Source organism: Paenarthrobacter sp. NPDC018779 (assembly GCF_044391085.1).
Taxonomy (GTDB): Bacteria; Actinomycetota; Actinomycetes; order Actinomycetales; family Micrococcaceae; genus Arthrobacter.
This window is the reverse complement of record NZ_JBIRZS010000001.1, coordinates 111,301-129,115: the sequence shown is the minus strand read 5'-3', so window position 1 is coordinate 129,115 and position 17,815 is coordinate 111,301. Positions and strand designations below refer to the sequence as shown.

Annotated in this window: 15 protein-coding genes; 4 read left to right on the top strand and 11 right to left on the bottom strand. The window is 63.4% G+C overall.

Going from position 1 to position 17,815, the window contains the following annotated elements:
- Positions 1-30: 30 nt before the first annotated feature.
- Genes ruvC through pdxT form a run of 3 tightly spaced genes read right to left on the bottom strand, consistent with a single transcriptional unit; the run spans position 31 to position 2,112 of the window.
- Complete coding sequence (ruvC, locus tag ACH488_RS00645; RefSeq protein WP_397321620.1) at positions 31-606, bottom strand: crossover junction endodeoxyribonuclease RuvC; 576 nt, start codon at positions 604-606, stop codon at positions 31-33.
- A gap of 45 nt (positions 607-651) precedes the next feature.
- On the bottom strand, positions 652-1,407 hold the full coding sequence (locus ACH488_RS00640) for a YebC/PmpR family DNA-binding transcriptional regulator (protein ID WP_397321619.1): 756 nt from the start codon (positions 1,405-1,407) through the stop codon (positions 652-654).
- A 3-nt stretch (positions 1,408-1,410) separates the two neighbouring features.
- Positions 1,411-2,112, bottom strand: a complete 702-nt coding sequence (pdxT, locus tag ACH488_RS00635; protein WP_397321618.1) for a pyridoxal 5'-phosphate synthase glutaminase subunit PdxT — start codon at positions 2,110-2,112, stop codon at positions 1,411-1,413.
- Positions 2,113-2,192: 80 nt separating this feature from the next.
- Between pdxT and ACH488_RS00630 the strand changes: the two genes are divergently transcribed.
- Both ACH488_RS00630 and ACH488_RS00625 read left to right on the top strand, forming a co-directional pair.
- The gene (locus tag ACH488_RS00630; RefSeq protein ID WP_397321617.1) at positions 2,193-3,512 is read left to right on the top strand and encodes a MurT ligase domain-containing protein; all 1,320 of its coding nucleotides are present in this window, start codon (positions 2,193-2,195) and stop codon (positions 3,510-3,512) included.
- Entirely contained in the window at positions 3,509-4,267 is a 759-nt protein-coding gene (locus tag ACH488_RS00625; protein ID WP_397321616.1) for a type 1 glutamine amidotransferase, read from the top strand. Before ACH488_RS00630 ends, ACH488_RS00625 begins: the two co-directional genes overlap by 4 nt.
- A gap of 3 nt (positions 4,268-4,270) precedes the next feature.
- Here the strand turns inward: ACH488_RS00625 and ACH488_RS00620 are convergent, their stop codons facing one another.
- Entirely contained in the window at positions 4,271-5,527 is a 1,257-nt protein-coding gene (locus tag ACH488_RS00620; RefSeq protein WP_397321615.1) for a CapA family protein, read from the bottom strand.
- A gap of 73 nt (positions 5,528-5,600) precedes the next feature.
- Here ACH488_RS00620 and ACH488_RS00615 point away from each other — a divergent pair, with 73 nt between their 5' ends.
- Positions 5,601-7,619, top strand: a complete 2,019-nt coding sequence (locus ACH488_RS00615; RefSeq protein WP_397321614.1) for a M3 family metallopeptidase — start codon at positions 5,601-5,603, stop codon at positions 7,617-7,619.
- Positions 7,620-7,676: 57 nt separating this feature from the next.
- Here the strand turns inward: ACH488_RS00615 and pdxS are convergent, their stop codons facing one another.
- The 7 genes from pdxS to ACH488_RS00580 form a co-directional block, all read right to left on the bottom strand.
- On the bottom strand, positions 7,677-8,603 hold the full coding sequence (gene pdxS, locus ACH488_RS00610; protein WP_397321613.1) for a pyridoxal 5'-phosphate synthase lyase subunit PdxS: 927 nt from the start codon (positions 8,601-8,603) through the stop codon (positions 7,677-7,679).
- Between the two features lie 213 nt (positions 8,604-8,816).
- Positions 8,817-9,443 (bottom strand): phosphatidylinositol phosphate synthase, encoded by a 627-nt coding sequence (pgsA, locus tag ACH488_RS00605; protein ID WP_397321612.1) that lies wholly within the window; start codon positions 9,441-9,443, stop codon positions 8,817-8,819.
- Entirely contained in the window at positions 9,436-10,026 is a 591-nt protein-coding gene (locus tag ACH488_RS00600) for an HIT family protein (protein WP_397321611.1), read from the bottom strand. Before ACH488_RS00600 ends, pgsA begins: the two co-directional genes overlap by 8 nt.
- Before the next feature lie 18 nt (positions 10,027-10,044).
- Positions 10,045-12,054 (bottom strand): threonine--tRNA ligase, encoded by a 2,010-nt coding sequence (thrS, locus tag ACH488_RS00595; RefSeq protein ID WP_397321610.1) that lies wholly within the window; start codon positions 12,052-12,054, stop codon positions 10,045-10,047.
- A 131-nt stretch (positions 12,055-12,185) separates the two neighbouring features.
- Positions 12,186-15,698 (bottom strand): DNA polymerase III subunit alpha, encoded by a 3,513-nt coding sequence (locus ACH488_RS00590; RefSeq protein WP_397321609.1) that lies wholly within the window; start codon positions 15,696-15,698, stop codon positions 12,186-12,188.
- A 3-nt stretch (positions 15,699-15,701) separates the two neighbouring features.
- On the bottom strand, positions 15,702-16,043 hold the full coding sequence (locus ACH488_RS00585; protein ID WP_397321608.1) for a DUF6504 family protein: 342 nt from the start codon (positions 16,041-16,043) through the stop codon (positions 15,702-15,704).
- A 78-nt stretch (positions 16,044-16,121) separates the two neighbouring features.
- Positions 16,122-17,177: an FAD-dependent monooxygenase gene (locus ACH488_RS00580; protein ID WP_397321607.1), complete on the bottom strand. Its 1,056-nt coding sequence runs from the start codon at positions 17,175-17,177 to the stop codon at positions 16,122-16,124.
- Positions 17,178-17,235: 58 nt separating this feature from the next.
- Between ACH488_RS00580 and ACH488_RS00575 the strand changes: the two genes are divergently transcribed.
- Positions 17,236-17,775 (top strand): TetR/AcrR family transcriptional regulator, encoded by a 540-nt coding sequence (locus tag ACH488_RS00575; RefSeq protein WP_397321606.1) that lies wholly within the window; start codon positions 17,236-17,238, stop codon positions 17,773-17,775.
- Positions 17,776-17,815: the final 40 nt, after the last annotated feature.

Below are 17,815 nucleotides of genomic sequence, written 5' to 3'. Positions count from 1 at the left end.
TACGAATAGCCTAGCAAGCGCCGCCGGCTTTCACCGACCACGCCGCGCCTTGGCTTCGGCTTCCGCCCACGCCCGCTGTGCAGGAGTCAAGGAAGACTGGCCCTTGGCAGAAGCAGTTCCCGTGGCGCCACCTGCGCGCCAGGCATGGGTCAGCGCAAGGGCCAAAGCATCGGCCGCGTCGGCGGGCTTGGGTGGGGCATCCAAGCGAAGGATCTTGGTGACCAGCTTCGTCACGGCTTCTTTGTTGGCGCTGCCACTGCCGGTGACGGCTGCTTTCACTTCCGACGGCGTATGCAGGGCCACCGGAATGTCCCGCCTGGCTGCGGCAGCAATGACCACGCCGGACGCCTGCGCCACGCCCATGACCGTGCTGACGTTCATCTGTGAGAACACCCGCTCCACGGCCACCACATCGGGTTCATGCAGGTCCAGCCACTCATCGATAGCCTGGGCGATCACCAGCAAACGCCGGTCGAGCGTCAGTTCGGCGGAGGTTCCTACAACGCCCACGGCCACCATGGTTGCCCGTCGGTTCCGCTCGATGTCCACCACGCCGATTCCGCAACGGGTAAGGCCCGGATCGACTCCCAATACGCGAAGAGTCAAGTCCGGGCCTTCCTGTCAGTGGTGGATGTGTTGCGTTGCCCCGGCCTAGTCGGCGTCGAGGGCTGCCTGCACTTCCTCGCTGAAGTCGGCATTGCTGTAGACGTTCTGGACATCGTCCAGGTCTTCGAGCGCGTCAACCAGCTTCATGAACTTCTTGGCGCCGTCGATGTCCAGGTCCACCTGCATGGACGGGACAAACTCGGCTTCGTCCGAGTCGTAATCGATCCCGGCGTCCTTCAAGGCATCACGGATGGCCTGGAGGTCCGAGGGCTCGGAGTGGATTTCCCAGTTCTCGCCGCTGTCCTTGACCTCTTCGGCGCCTGCTTCGAGGACGGCCATGAGGATGTCGTCTTCGCTGAGGCCGTTCTTCGGCAGGACCACCACGCCCTTGCGGGTGAAGAGGTAGCTGACGGATCCGGGGTCGGCAATGGTGCCGCCGTTGCGGGAGATCGCGAGCCGGACCTCGGAAGCAGCGCGGTTCTTGTTGTCGGTCAGACATTCGATGAGCACGGCAGAACCCTGCGGTCCGCGTGCCTCGTACATGATCTCGGTGTAGTCAACCACTTCACCGGTGAGGCCGGCACCGCGCTTGATGGCGCGGTCGATGTTGTCGTTGGGGACGGAGGTCTTCTTCGCCTTGGTAACGGCAAGTTCCAGGCCGGGGTTGCCGGCGAGGTCCGGTCCACCCATGCGGGCAGCAACTTCGATGTTTTTGATCAGCTTGGCGAACGACTTTGCACGCCGTGCGTCAATGACGGCTTTCTTGTGCTTGGTGGTCGCCCATTTGGAGTGGCCTGACATGCTTTACGCTTCTCCTCTGATCATTCGAATAAAGAGTTCATGCACGCGCTTCTCGCCCGTCACTTCCGGATGGAAGGAGGTTGCCAACAGGTGGCCGGAGCGCACTGCAACAATTCTAGCCAATCCATGCAAAGTAGCTGTGTGGCTTGCATGGTCGGGGTCCACTTGGGCCAGTACTTCGACGTCCGGACCCACGCGTTCCACCCACGGTCCTCGGATGAAGACGGCGTGGACGGGATCGACGCCGGACACCCCTGCGCTGAAGTCGAGCCCCTTGAAGTCGAGGTCCGTCTCGAACGATTCGCGCTGCCTGCCAAAGGCATTGCGGCGCACGGTGATGTCCAGGCCCCCGAAGGTCTGCTGCGGGTTGCCCTCAAGGTCCGTGGCGGGGTCGGCAATTTCGTTGGCCAGCAGGATCATTCCTGCGCAGGAACCGTAAACGGGCAGGCCATCGGCGATGCGCTTGCGCAACGGGTCCGCCACCTCGAAGATCCTCGCGAGTTTGTCGATCGCCGTGGACTCACCGCCCGGAATGATGAGGCCGTCGATGTCGTCCAGTTCTGCCGGCCTGCGGACGCCGATGCCGGTGGCCCCTGCGGCCTCGACGGCATGGATGTGTTCGCGGAAGTCGCCTTGGAGAGCCAGTACACCGATCCGGAGTCCTGCACCCACGCGTGATGAAGCGTCGGAAAGGGAATTGGTCATTCGACCATCATAGTGGCCCGGACACCGGGACCACGCCTCGGGACCGGGCTCCATGCACCAACTGGGATATATTACAGAGCATGTTTTCCTTCAGCGTCCCCCTCGGCAAAGTGGTCCGTGGACTGTCCCGGCTCCGCGGCGGAGGCTCAGCATTTCCGGGCCTGGTGGTCGAGAAAATCGACCCCGGTTTCATGCAGCGGACCTTGGCTTCCTTGCCGCACGGCGTAGCCGTGGTCAGTGGGACCAACGGCAAGACAACCACCACCAAGATGGTGGTGGAACTCCTTGAAAGCCAGGGCCTGAAGGTCTTCACCAACCGCACGGGCAGCAACTTCACCCGTGGCGTGGCGGCGTCGCTGCTGGGCGACGTCGATTGGCGCGGAAAACTCGACGCCGATGTGGCCGTTCTGGAACTGGACGAGGCACATGCTGTCCACTTCGTGAACAAGGTCTCGCCGCGGTTCAGCCTCCTTCTCAATGTCCTCCGTGACCAGTTGGACCGCTTCGGCGAAATCGACAAGACCGCCCGGCTCTTGGAACACATCGCCCTCAAGACCACGGATACAGTTGTCCTGAACCGCGAAGACCCACGCGTGGCCCGCATCGCCAATGCCATCCACAGCCCCGACGCCGTACTCCACCCGGCCATCCGCTATTTCGGCCTCGACGAATCGCTCCGCAGCACGTTCCCTAACGATGACGACATGCGGACCGCCACCGGCACCACGTCCCCGGGGACGTCAGCCGCAGGTGACGCTCCCGCCGCCCCGGCGGCCGACGTCGTACTCCGCCGGGTGGGCGCCAACGACGCTGACTTTGAGTTCGACGGCGGGACCGTCACCACACAGATGAAGCTTCGCGGCGTGTACAACATTTTCAACGCCGCCGCGGCGCTGTCCCTTGCCCGGGCCATCCTTGGCGCGGGCGAAGTGGACACCCCGAAGCTTGTCAAGGCCCTCGGCGAGGTGGCTCCCGCCTTCGGCCGTGGCGAAAGCCTCACGGTGGACGGCCAGCCCTTGGAACTGGTGTTGGTGAAGAACCCCAGCGGTTTCCGCCTCGGGCTCAAGTCGTTCCCTGCGGGCGGGTACGCCACCATGATCGCGATCAATGACAACTACGCCGACGGCAGGGACATGTCCTGGCTCTGGGACGTGGAGTTCGAATCCTTGCGCGGGAACGGCGTGGAAGTCCTCACCGGTGTCCGGGCCTACGACATGGCCCTGCGCCTGCAGTACGACGAGGTGCCTTTCGGCGCCGTCGAAACCGACATCACGGCCGCGCTGCGGACGTTCATCGACGGATCGCGCGGCAAGCCCAAGCGCATCTTCTGCACTTACACCGCCATGCTCGCCATCCGCCGCGAACTGGCCAAAATCACCATTGTTGAGGTGGTCTCATGACGTCGGAAACCAGCCCATCCCTGGAAAACCAGCCGGGCAAGGGAACACTGCGGGTCCTGCAGCTGTACCCCAAGGAAATGAACATCTACGGGGACTGGGGAAACGCCCTGGTACTCCAGCAGCGCATCAAGTGGCACGGCTACACGCCGGAACTCTTGGAGTACAACGTGGGCGATGACTTCCCGGAGGACATCGACATCGTTGTGGGCGGCGGAGGCCAGGACAGCGGCCAGGTGGTCATCCAGGACGACCTCCAGGCACGGGCTGACGTCCTGCGGGGACTGGCTGACGACGGCGCCCCCATGCTGGTGATCTGCGGCCTGTACCAACTGTTCGGAAAGTTCTTCAAAACCAGCGCCGGCCCGGTCATTCCCGGCATCGGCATCCTGGACGTCGAAACACACGGAACCAACGAGCGGCTGATCGGCAACGTCGCCCTGAAATCCGCGGAGTTCGGCGAAGTCCTCGGCTACGAGAACCACAGCGGACAGACCACGCTGGGTCCCGGCGTCGAGCCGTTGGGCACCGTGACGAAAGGCGCCGGCAACAACAGCAAGGACGGCCATGAGGGCGCCCGCTACCGCAACGTGGTGGCCAGCTACCTGCACGGCTCGCTGCTGCCGAAGAACCCGGCGATTGCGGACTTCCTGATCAAGACAGCCGCGGAACGGAAGTTCGGCAGTTTTGTTCCGGGAACGCCCGACGACGACTACGCCCGCCTCGCGCGCGAACACGCCGCACGCCGGCCCCGGTAGCGGCTACTTCTCCTTGGTGATGAGGAGTTCGTGGGCGCCGGCCGCTGCCGCGCCCATGGACTCCACCACCGCTTGCGTTCGCTGATGCGTCTCCGCGTCTGCCACTGGTGAGGCGCAGACACCCTGTGGAGCGTCACTGGCCACGGAACACCAGCGGTAGGGATCGCGGACAATCACGGATGGCGCCCAGGCGAGGTCCGAGACACTCCATGCGCCGGCGTCGTTCTGACTGAACTGGGCGCGCACCAGCAGGCCCTCGTTGTTGACCACGTACCACGGCGACAATTCCGTAATACCGTTGCCCAGTCCGTAGACGATCCAGGTGCCCTTGTAGTTTTCAATGGGCAGCACCGAATGGGTGTGATGGCCGTAGACCATGGTGAACTGTCCGCTGTCCACCAGCGCATGGGCCACCTCCTGCTGCTGGGCATTGGGCTCACTCGCGTACTCGTCGCCCGCGTGCATGACTCCCAGGACAATGTCCGCCCCTTGGGCCCGTGCCTGGGTGGCTTTGGCGATCATGACGGCTGGGTCCAGTTCGTCCACCAACCAGGGGTACTCCGGTATCTGGCCGTTGTGGCCGTACGTCCCGGCAATCACGGCAATGGTTGCCGCCGGCGTCTTGAGCATGAGGATTTCCTTGGACGCCGCCTCCGTTCGGTAGGAACCCGTGTGCTTCAGGCCGGCGGCATCAAAGGCATCCAGGGTACGGAGCAGGCCATCCGTGCCGCGGTCGATGGTGTGGTTGCTGGCCGTGGTGCACGCCTGGTAGCCGATGTCCTTGGACGCGGCGATGATCTGGGGTGGCACGTTGAAGGACGGGTACGCCGAGAACGGGCCTTCCGGGTTGGCCACGGGAGTCTCCTGGTGGCAGATGGCGAGATCGCTGGCGGCTACATATTTCCGTTGCCCTTCAAGGAGTGGAACAAAGGTGTAACCGGGCTGGCCGGCGGCCGCGGCGTCTGCCCGTGCCTGCTGCCAGAGCTGGGTGTGGACCAGCATGTCGCCCGTGACCGTGACGGAGGTGCAGCGAAGGGTGGGGCATTCCGGCCCCTTGCCGTGGGTGGGGACGGGCGTTGGCCTGGGGCTCGGTGTGGCCGTGACGGGTGGCTCCGGCGCACTGCTCGTGTTCCTGGAGTCATTCTCGGCGATGACCCCGCAACCGCTGAGCGCGGCGAGGAGGGCGCCGGCTGTCAGCAGCCACGCCAGCTTTGGGACGGAGGCGCGAGCGGTCCATGTGACTTTCCCCATACCGGTCATCCTACGGCCGCAGCTGCCACCAATCGGGCGCGGCACCCTTGAGGACACGAACTTCAAATGAAAGAGTCACTTCATGACCAGCCCGAATCCCCTTCTCAGCCCGAGCCCGCTTCCCTTCGGATTGCCACGTTTTGGCGAAATCACCATCCAACACTACGCGGAGGCCGTGGAAGCCGGACTCGACCAACACCTCCAGGAAATTGCCGCGATCGTAGACAATCCGGAGCCGGCAACGTTCGAAAACACGGTCCTTGCCATGGAACGCTCCGGCCAACTGCTCAACCGGGCCTCTGCCGCCTTCTTCACATTGGTGTCCGCCGATGCCACCGATGCCATCCGGGATCTCGAAACCGAGCTCTCCCCCAAACTCTCCGCCCACCAGGATGCCGTGTACCTCAACCGGAGCCTCCATGAACGGTTCGAGGCAGTGGACGTGACTGGACTGGACACAGAAGCGGCGCGCTTGGTGGAGGAATACCTCAAGGAGTTCCGCCAGTCAGGCATCCAATTGAACGCCACAGCACAGGACCGGCTGAAGGAGATCAACGCCGAGCTCTCCCGACTGGGCACAGGGTTCGGCCAGCGGACCAAGGAAGCCATGAAGTCCGCCGCCCTGCTCCTGGACGACGTCGCCGACCTTGCTTGTTTGCCACCCGGAGACATTGCCGGCGCTGCCGAGGCAGCGGCGGCAGCAGGCCACGAGGGCAAGTACCTTCTCACGCTCATCCAGCCCAGCAACCAGCCCGCCCTGGCGTCCCTCGAAAACCGCACCGTCCGCCGTCGGCTCTTTGAAGCATCCCTGGCCCGCGGCACATCAGATGATTCCCTGGATGTGCGCGACCTCATCCTCCCCACCGTGCGTCTGCGCGCCGAGAAGGCACGCCTCCTGGGCTTTGCCAACTATGCCGAACTGGTGATCGACCAACAAACCGCTCCCTCGTTCGAAGCGGTCCAGGCCATGATGGGGCGATTGGCACCGGCAGCCGTGCGGAATGCCCAAGCGGAAGCGACTGCCTTGACTGAGCTGGCCGGGCATGAACTGAAGCCGTGGGACTGGACTTTCTACTCGGCCCGTGTGCGCAAGGAAAAGTACCAGGTGGACGAGCAAGCCATCCGCCCCTACTTCACCTTGGATTCGGTTCTTTCCAGAGGCGTCTTTCATGCTGCAACCGCCCTTTACGGCATCACCTTCGACGAAAGGCCGGACCTGGACGGTTACCACCCCGACGTGCGCGTCTGGGAAGTCCGCAACGAAGACGGCAGCAGCCTGGGTCTCTTCCTGGGCGACTACTTCACCCGGGCGACAAAACGGGGCGGCGCGTGGATGAACTCCCTGGTGGAACAGTCCAGCCTTCTGGGCACGCAGGCTGTGGTGATCAACAACCTCAACATCACCAAACCGGCGCCCGGCGAACCTGCATTCCTTACCCTGGACGAGGTCCGGACGGTGTTCCACGAATTCGGGCACGCGCTGCACGGGCTGTTCTCCGACGTCACGTATCCGCGGTTCTCCGGAACATCGGTCCCAAGGGACTTCGTGGAGTACCCGTCCCAGGTCAATGAAATGTGGATCATGTGGCCGGAAGTCCTGGCAAACTACGCCCGCCACCACCAGACCGGCGAAGCTTTGCCGGCAGAGATCGTCCGGAAGCTCAAGGACTCCGCGCTGTGGGGCGAAGGCTTCGCAACCACCGAGTATCTTGGCGCGGCGTTGCTCGACGTAGCCTGGCACGTCCTCTCGGAGGCGGATGTGCCGGAGGACGTTCTTGCCTTCGAAGCAAAGGCCCTGGCCGAGGCCGGAGTGGCGCATCCCTTGATTCCGCCGCGGTACCGCAGCGGCTATTTCCAGCACATCTTCGCGGGCGCGGGCTATGCGGCTGGCTACTACTCCTACATCTGGAGCGAGATCCTGGACGCCGACACGGTGGAATGGTTCAAGGAAAACGGTGGCCTCACCCGAGCCAACGGTGACGTTTTCAGGTCCGAACTCTTGTCCCGCGGCAACAGCAGGGACCCGCTGGAATCCTTCCGTGCCTTCCGCGGCCGCGACGCAGAACTGGAACCGCTGCTGAAGCGCCGGGGGCTGGATTAAACAACGACGCCGGCCGGTCACCTCTGGAGGTGACCGGCCGGCGTCGATGAGCTGCTTTTACCAGCCGCGCTCGGCGAGGCGGTGCGGCTCGGGGATTTCGTCGACGTTGATGCCGACCATGGCTTCGCCCAGGCCGCGGGAGACCTTGGCGATGACGTCGGGGTCGTCGTGGAAGGTGGTGGCCTTCACGACGGCGGCCGCGCGCTGGGCGGGGTTGCCGGACTTGAAGATCCCGGACCCGACGAACACGCCGTCAGCGCCGAGCTGCATCATCATCGCAGCATCAGCCGGGGTCGCGATGCCACCGGCGGTGAACAGCACCACCGGAAGCTTGCCCGTCGCAGCGATCTCCTTGACCAGCTCGTACGGGGCCTGCAGTTCCTTCGCAGCGACGTACAGTTCGTCCTCGGGCAGGGAGGAGAGCTTGGCGATCTCGGCACGGATCTTGCGCATGTGCCCGGTCGCGTTGGAGACATCACCGGTGCCGGCTTCGCCCTTGGAGCGGATCATCGCCGCGCCCTCGTTGATGCGGCGCAGCGCCTCCCCGAGGTTGGTGGCACCACAAACGAACGGCACAGTGAAGTTCCACTTATCGATGTGGTTGATGTAGTCCGCCGGGGTCAGGACCTCGGACTCGTCAATGTAGTCCACACCGAGGGATTGCAGGACCTGGGCTTCGACGAAGTGGCCGATGCGGGCTTTGGCCATCACCGGGATGGAGACTGCGGCGATGATCTGATCGATCATGTCCGGATCGGACATCCGGGACACACCGCCCTGGGCGCGGATATCGGCAGGGACGCGCTCAAGCGCCATGACGGCAACAGCACCGGCATCTTCGGCGATGCGGGCCTGCTCGACGTTAACGACGTCCATGATGACGCCGCCCTTGAGCATCTCCGCCATGCCCCGCTTCACACGGCTGCTGCCCGTGACGCTGTTCGCGGACGAACCGGCTTCGTTGCTTACATCTGGAGTAGACACAAAAACCCCTATGGGTAGATAAACGACCTTTTGACCGGCGGCACGCACAGCACAGGACCGCATTCAGCGCACACCGGAGTTCAGGTCAAGGTGACCAAGTACTAGTAATACTAGTCGCAGTGGATGGGGTGGCTGTACTTGTATTACTGCCCTGAATCCCCATTTAGCCGGGTCCGGCAGGACACCTGCACAATCCGTCCGCCCGGACTCTGGTCAGATGCCAGTTCCCTTGGCCTCCGACAGGGCTTGGCGGTGGACCGTGGCCATCCTTTGGACGATGGTGATGATGCTCGCAATAGCAAGCAGGACGAGTGTTGCGAACAGAACCACAGGTGGCAGCCCAAGCCCTGTCAGTCCAGTCACGAGCAGAACGGAGGCCAACCTCTCAGCCCGCTCAGCCAGGCCTACGCTGGCGTGGTACCCCAAGGACTCGGCCTTTGCCCGGGCATAGGAAACCACCATGCCCAGGACCAGGCAAACCACTGCGGCCGTGGCAATGGCAGGGTCGGAGCCCTTCGTGAAGAACCAGATGGTGATGCCCGCGAAGATCGCGCCGTCGGCCAGCCGATCGAGGGTGGAATCGAGGAAATTGCCCCAGCCACCGCTCCGGCCCTGAAGCCGGGCCATGATCCCGTCCACCACGTCGGAAAAAGCAAAGATGGCAACTACCACCGAACCCCACCAGAGGTACCCGAGCGGATACAGGACCAGGCCACCCAGGATGACTCCGGCGGTGCCAACAATCGTTACCGCGTCCGGTGAAACGCCCATCTTAAGGAGCCAGCGGGCAACCGGGGTGAAAAGGGAGGTAAAGAAGCCGCGCGCATGCCGGTTAAGCATTCGACTCCCCCGGCCAGGCTTCGGCCACCAGTTTCCGGACCTCGTCCAGTGTCTGGGTAATGGCCTTGGTCTGGGCAATGATGGGGAAGAAGTTCCCGTCCCCGCCCCAGCGCGGAACCACGTGCTGGTGCAGGTGCGCGGCAATTCCAGCGCCGCCGGTGACACCTTGGTTCATGCCGAGGTTGAAGCCGCTGGGGTTGGAGACCTTCCGCAACACGCGCATGGCGGTCTGGGTGAGGTCCGCGAATTCCGCCGTCTCTTCCACGGTGATGTCGGTGTAGTCCGGCACGTGGCGGTAGGGGCAGATCAACAAGTGGCCGGGGTTGTAGGGGAAAAGGTTGAGCACCACGTAGCAGGTCCTGCCACGGTGGACGATGAGCGACTCTTCGTCGGTGTGCGATGGCCCCACACAGAACGGGCAGTCGTCCTTGTTCTTGAACTGGTCCTGCCCGCCCTTAATGTAGGCCATGCGGTGCGGAGTCCACAGGCGCTGGAAGGCGTCCGGGACACCAGCCAGGCCGAAGTCATCGGTTACCTCGGCGTCGCCCGGATAATCAGCTCCAGCGCCTGTGTTCTCCTGCACCGTTTCCTGTCCGTTCCGTCAGTTCTCGCGGTTCTTGACGGCGTCAACGATCCTGCGGACCGCCTCAGCCACGGGCACGCCGTTGTCCTGGCTGCCATCGCGGAAGCGGAAGGAGACAGCACCGGCCTCAGCGTCTTCCCCGCCCGCGATCAGGACGAAGGGAATCTTGTCCTTGCTGGCCGTACGGATCTTCTTGGGGAAGCGGTCCGAGGAGATATCCACTTCGGCGCGGATGCCCGCCGCCTTCAGCTGGTCAACGACGTCGAACATGTAGTCGTTGAACGCCTCGGCCACCGGAATGCCAACCACCTGCACGGGAGCGAGCCAGGCCGGGAAGGCGCCGGCGTAGTGCTCCGTCAGGACGCCCATGAAGCGTTCCACTGAACCGAAGAGGGCGCGGTGGATCATCACGGGACGCTGGCGGGTGCCGTCTGCGGCCTGGTATTCAAGCTCGAAACGCTCGGGCAGGTTGAAGTCCAGCTGGATGGTGGACATCTGCCAGGTCCGGCCCAAGGCATCCTTGGCCTGCACGGAGATCTTGGGGCCGTAGAACGCAGCTCCACCCGGATCCGGAACCAGTTCCAGGCCCGAAGCTTCAGCTACCTCGGCCAAGGTGCGGGTGGCTTCTTCCCAGGTGGCGTCGTCGCCGACGAACTTTTCCTCGTTCTTGGTGGAGAGTTCCAGGTAGAAGTCGTCCAAGCCGTAGTCCTTGAGGAGGCCCAGCACGAAGTTCAGCGTGGTGGTCAGCTCGTCCTTCATCTGCTCACGGGTGCAGTAGATGTGGGCATCGTCCTGAGTCATGCCCCGCACGCGGGTGAGTCCGTGGACCACACCCGACTTCTCATAGCGGTACACGGAACCGAATTCGAACAACCGGAGCGGCAGTTCGCGGTACGAGCGTCCACGCGAGCGGAAGATCAGGTTGTGCATGGGGCAGTTCATCGGCTTCAGGTAGTAGTCCTGCGCCGGCTTGCGTACGCTGCCGTCCTCGTTGAGTTCGGCGTCGATCTGCATCGCAGGGAACATGCCGTCCTTGTACCAGTCAAGGTGGCCGGAAACTTCGTAGAGGTGTCCCTTGGTGATGTGCGGCGTGTAGACGAACTCGTAGCCCGCGTCCACGTGGCGCTGGCGGGAGTAGTCCTCCATGGCCTTGCGGATGATGCCGCCCTTGGGGTGGAAGACCGGAAGGCCCGAACCGAGTTCGTCCGGGAAGGAGAACAGGTCCAGCTCAACACCCAGCTTGCGGTGGTCGCGGCGCTCGGCCTCGGCGATGCGTTCCTGGTACGCCTTGAGGGCTTCCTTGGTGGGCCAGGCCGTTCCATAGATCCGCTGGAGCTGCTGGTTGTTCTGGTTGCCCAGCCAGTAGGCGGAGGACGAACGGGTCAACGCAAAGGCGTTGGAAATGATCTTGGTGTTGGGCAGGTGGGGGCCGCGGCAAAGGTCGCACCAAACACTGTCACCGCTCTTGCGGTCCACATTGTCGTAAATGGTGATGTCGCCGGCGCCGACCTCCACGTTGACTCCTTCGGCGGAGTCTGCGGCATCGTTCTTCTTGCCCAGCAGTTCGAGCTTGTAGGGCTCGTTGGCCATGGCTTCGCGGGCTTCTTCTTCGCTAACGACGCGTCGGACGAACTTCTGGTTCTGGTTGATGATCTTCTGCATCATCTTTTCCAGCTGGCGCAGGTCTTCCGGAGTGAAAGGCTCTGCGACGTCGAAGTCGAAGTAGAAACCGTCGGTGATGTAAGGACCAATGCCAAGCTTGGCGTCAGGGCGCAGCTGCTGCACGGCTTGTGCCATGACGTGCGCCGTGGAGTGGCGGAGGACATTGAGTCCGTCCGGCGATTCGATGGTGACGCCCTCGATGTTCGCACCGTCCGCGAGGGGCTGGTCAAGGTCCTTGAGGACACCGTCAACACGGGCAACAACAACATCGCGGCGCTCGAAGAAGAGTTCCGCGCCGGTAGTCCCCTCCGTCACCTTGGTCTCTTCGCCATCGACGATGAGGGTGATCTGTTGGGCATCTGACACGGGTGTCTCCTATTCATAGTGAAGGCTTCATAGCTTGTGGCGTACGGGGACCACAGCCAGCCACCGTCAATCGTATCCGCAACGCATGGAGGCGGCCAAAGCAGCGCGCCGGGCCAGGATTTGGCTGCGGATCAGCTCCCCAGCCCCGTGATGGCAAGGTTCCGGCTGATGCCGTCCAGGGGACCTGCGTGCACCAATTCGGGCGGAATAACGACGCCGGCAGGCAGGATTTCCGGGTACGGCAACGTTTCGGGACGGCTGAGGTCCCAGGCTTTGCTGGCACTGAGGCTGATACCCTTGGGCCCCGTCCTCCGCGTTGTCCCCCGGATCAGCAAGAGCCTGGTGCCGAACAAGAGCGGACCCGATTCTTCCTGGGCTTCGTGGAAGAAGACGCTGTCCACGCACCCCGTGCCGTCGTCGATGCTGATGAAGACCACCCTTCGCCCACCCCGCATGGGCGGGGTTTGGGTAGCAACCCGCACCCCGGCCACCAGGACTTCGGATCCGTTCCGGAGGCCCAGCAGCTTGTCCGCCGTGGTAACTCCCAGCTTGTCCAGCAAGGGCCTGTGGCTTTCCATGAGGTGCTCGCTGACGTCCACCGCCATCAGGTCCAGTTCAGCACGCACCCTATCCACGGTTGAAGGTTCAGGGTGTTCCGGAACCAGGTTGCGTAGTTCCACGTCTCCGATCGGCAAGGACAGCTGGCCGTCCATGACTTCCACGGTTTTCCTGGCGGGAGCCGCCTGCAGGGACTGGAGGTGCTGCACCAGGTCGGCACGGTTCGCTGTGCTGCCCGAATCCTTGTGGAGATGGTCGAATGCACCCAACTGGGCAAGCCTTTTGATGTTGGGCTTGCTGACCCTTGCCCGCGCCCGTAGGTCGGCGAGGGAGTCGAAGGGTTGTCCGGCTACGATCCTCTTGAGTTCAGCCCCGGACAATCCATAAATTCCGGTCAGGCTGAGACGGATGCCCAGCTTGCCGGCGTCCGCGCCTTCCTGGATCCGTTCCACGCGGTACTCAGCCTGGCTCCGGTTGATGTCCAACGGGAGGATGGGAATGCCCAGCCTGCGCGCCTCGGCAACCAGCAGGCGCTTGGGATACATCCCGGGATCGTGTTCCCACAGCCCGGCCAGGAAAGCCTCGGGATGGTGCGCCTTCAACCAGGCCGACTGGTAAGTGGGCACAGCGAAGGCGGCGCCGTGTGCTTTGCAGAAACCGAAACTGCCAAAGGCCTTGAGGGTTCCCCAGACCCTGTCCACGACGTCCGGCGGATACTTCCCGATGGCGTGTTTCCTGAAGTAGGTTTCCACGCCGGGTTCCTGGATTTCGTCCCCCAGGGCGCGCCGGAATTCGTCAGCGCGGGCCAGCCCGCATCCCGTCATCACATCAAAGGTCTTCAGGATCTGCTCATGGAAGACCGTGACGCCATGGGTTTCCTGCAGCACGGGTTTCAGGTGCGGGTGGGGGTAGATCTCGGGCGCGAACCCGTGGCGGTGTTCCAGGAACGGCCGGACCATGTCCGATTTCATGGGTCCCGGCCGGAACAGGGAGATATCGATGATGAGGTCGTTGAATTCGCGCGGTGCCATCTTGCCGATGAGCTCACGCTGGCCCGGGGATTCGATCTGGAAGCAGCCCAGGGTGTGCGTACTGCGGATGAGTTCGTAGGTGGGCTCATCGTCGAAAGGCACGGCGTTGAGGTCGATCCTGCCGTCCTCGGCGATGTAGGCCGGCCCCTCTCCCCCCGGCCCGACAGGGTGGTTGCCCGCTTCCACTACCGCCGCTTTGCCGGGGTGGAGCCGGATGACTTCACGGACGGCAAAAGCCATGGCACTTTGCATGCGGACGCCAAGGACATCGAGCTTGAGCATCCCCATGGGATCCATGTCGTGTTTGTCGAACTGGCTCATGGGCAGGCCCAGGCCGCTGGGTTGGACAGGCGTCCGGTCCAGGAGGGTGGCATCCCCCAGGATCACACCGCAGGGATGCATGGAGATGTGGCGTGGTAAACGGTCCAACCGCTCGGTAAGGTCCACCAGCAGGTCCAGTTGCTGGTTGTCTTCGGGCATCCCCCGTCCACGTCCTGATTCCACCCGTTCGGCGAACTCCCGGAGTTCGGGTTTCTCCACCATGGCTTCCCGGAACTTCCGGGCAGAAAACCGCCACAGCTGCTTGGCTATTTCGCCGATCTCGCCTTGGTCCATGCCAAGGGCCATCCCTGCGTCGCGGACAGCTCCCCTGGCCCGGTATCCGTTCTGCATGCTCATGAGGGTGACCCGTTCGGCGCCGAAGCGGTCAAAGATCTTCCGGTAGACGTTATGCCTTTCAGCGCTCTCCACATCAATGTCGATATCCGGCAGCGTGGAACGGCGGCCGGACAGGAACCGCTCGAAGATGAGGTCGTGGCGAAGGGGATCCACTTGGCTGATGTCGATCAGGTAATTGACCAGGCTGGAGGCACCCGATCCACGGGCTGCCACCCGCACACCCATCTCAAGGATCATCCTGGAGACCTCTGCCACGGTCAGGAAATAGGAAGCAAAGCCCAATCCGCCAATGATCTCCAGCTCATGGTCCAAGCGCGAGCGCATGGTTTCGAAGGCCTTGCCACCAATCCCGGGAAATCGCCTGGTGATTCCTGCTTCGCAGCGTTGGGTCAGTTCCACCATGGGGTCCTGGGTGATGCCGATGATGGCGGTTTCCGGAACCACGGGCTTCTTCCATCCCATGTCCAGTGCGGGGTTCATCCGGCATTTGTCTGCGAGCGCTTCGGTGTTGTGCAGGAGTTTGTTGAGCTCGGCTGCGCTGTGCCCTGCGGCTCCCATGATTTCCCTGCCGAGCTGGTGCATGTGTTCTTTGCTCTTGAGCCAACCTTGTCCGGTGGGTTGCAGCAGCGGGGCTTCCGAGAGTTCAGGAAGTGACTTCAGGGACCTGGCGGCGTCCAGGACATCGGCGGTGGCGGCGCCGTCCTGTGCGCAGTACCGGACGGCGTTGCTGAGAATTGCCGGGACGTTGTATTCCAGGGCGAGTTTGAGCATACGGATGGCGTGGGCGGTGCTGAGGGGTTGGCCTGGTGGGCTGAGGTGGGAGACGATTTCCGCCACGATGGTGCCGGGCGGCATGGCGTCGATCCATTCCTTGAAGAGGGTCCTTGGCCGGAGGTATTTCCTTCCTCCCATGGCACGGCCTACGTCGGAGTCAGGTCCGATCAAGACGGTAAGGACCGGTTTCAGGGTTGCGGGGTCGAGTGTCCTTGAGGCCAGCTCTGCCCTGGTCACGGCTACGGGTACCACTCCTCCGGCTTTTCCCGAGGTGCGGGCATGGGCGTCGGAGACGAGGCGGCAGAGGGCCCGGTAGCCGGCTCCGTTGGTGTTTCCGTGGGCGAGCACGACGACGCGGCCCGCGAGCTGGGTGCGGTGGTCGCCGTCATCGTCGAAGACAGCGAGGTCCACGCCGACGATGGGGTCGATGCCGGCGTCCATGCAGGCTTTGAGGTGTTTGACGGTGCCGTACAGTCCGTCGCGGTCTGTGCAGGCGAGCGCTGTGGCTCCGTCTGCTGCGGCAGTTTGGGCGAGTTCGTCCGGCCAGGAGACGCCGTAATGTGCGCTGAAGGCGGTGGAGACGTGCAGGTGTGTGAAGCTCAAGGTTCAGGCAGCTTCGTCTGGTTCCACGGCCTGGCTTGGTGCGGCGTCGTGGATGCGGAGCAGCCGCCATCGGCCGCTTCCCAGATGCCGGACGAGGTCCAGGGTGATGGTTTTTGCTGTTGGCCCTGCGGTGTCTTCCTGGAGCTGGACCCGCCAGATTTCGTGGTCGACCAGCCCCGCTCCAGTACCCAGGGGCGCGCGGCTTTCCTCTATCCACCATTGGCGCCGTTCGAACCACCGGACAGGTTCGGCGCATACGAAGTAGTCCCGGCTTTGCCATTGAATGCGCTGGGGTTGTCCGGTTTCTGTACAGGTGACAGTGACTGACTCGCTGAACAGCCCCATTTCCACGCTCCTCGTACCACTTTTGTATTCGAAGATATGTTCGAATAATTCCAGTTTACGGCGGGGGAGCCACAAATCCTACTCTGGAGTTTTTACCCTGCCCCGCCTGCTGGAAACGAGCTTTCCCACTTGCTTGAGAAGCCCGTCCCGCACTGGCTGCATCGTTTGCGCAAGGGCCACCCTGCCCATCATTGAGGAGGCGAGACGGAGCCGCTGGGTTTTAAGGACGCGTTCTTTGTTGTATTCACGGAGCGCCTCTTCGCGGGGCAGCGCATTGAGGAGGCTTCCCAGGGTGACTGCATCAACCAGCGTTTCGCAGGCTCCCCGGCCCAGGTTGGGCGTCATGGCGTGGGCGGCGTCGCCGAGGAGCACAACGTTGCCCCGGCTGTAGGTGGACAGCGGTGGCGCGGTCCAAATACGTTGGGCGAGGCTTATGTCCGGCGTCGCCAGGGCAAGGACGCCCTGCACCGCCCGTGAGTGGCTGGAGTAATGCTGCCGGGTGACTTCCAGGGCTTCGGCTACATCCACACGTTCGGGGCCAAGGTCGGAGCGGAAGGACGCATACCAGTTGGTGCCCCCTTCCGCCGGGGCGAGGCCGAAGATGTTCCCACGCCCCCAGTACTCCCCTACGGATTCGGGGGAGGGACGCCCGGGAACCACACCCCTAACTGCGAGGAAATCCGTCGCTTTGGCGGAGCTTCCGGCACCCCACACAGCCCTTCGAACGACGCTGTGGACGCCGTCGGCACCAACCACGAGTCCGGATTCTGCGGGAAGTTCACCCACGCGGCGCCTTTCGCGGCGGACAGATGTTGGCACGGCCGAGTCCAGCAACCGCAGCAACGTGGGCCTGGTGACACCCACCAGCCCTCCCCCTTCCATGGCGAGCATGGGGTGGCCGGAGGGTTCCCGGAGCGCTCCGGATTCAAGGATTGCGCCTTGGTCTTTGATGGCTTCAAGGAGTCCGAGTTGGGCCAGGGCCTTGCGGGCGCCCGGCCACATGGCAAGGGTTGTCCCTACGGCAGGGATTTCAGGACGCTGCTCATGGATGGTGACGTCGAACCTCGCCGGGTCCAAGAGTGCTGCGAGCGCGAGCCCGGCAATTCCACCACCTATGATGTCGACTTTTTCCATGCATCCACAGTACAACTACATTTGTAGTGGCAACAGGTGTTGAGGCTAAGCTTTCTCCATGCCGGACCGCCGAACCGAACTTGCCGACGCAGCCCTTGCAGTCGTGGCAGCGAAAGGCCTCAAGGGCCTCACGCACCGCGCCGTGGACGCGGAGGCGGGCGCCGCCGTCGGGACCACCTCCAACTATTTCCGCAACCGGGCGGCCCTGGTAACTGCGGCCCTGGACCGTGTTGAAGAGTTGGACTCCCGCCTGCTGCAGCAACAAGCAAAAGGACAATTTCCGACGTCGATCGCGGAACTTGCTGAGCAACTCACCGGCGCGGTGCTGGCCTTGGCGAGGGAACATGCCGACCTCACCCGGGCAAGGTTCGCCTTGGCCTTGGACCGGCCGGAATCGGTCTCCGCCGGGCACGAACGCATGTTGACCGGACTGGCGCAGATCCTGGAGGCGCTCGGCGTCCCCGATGCACGGGTGCGGGCCGAGGCCGTTGCCGATTACAGCGACGGGCTTGCCCTGCACCTGTTGACAGCGCGCCAGGGGCAGGACATGGCACACTCGACCGTCGCAGCGAACGTCCGCCAACTCCTCGAAGGATGATTCCCGGGGGGTGGACGCGGGCGGGTCCACAGAGCAGGAT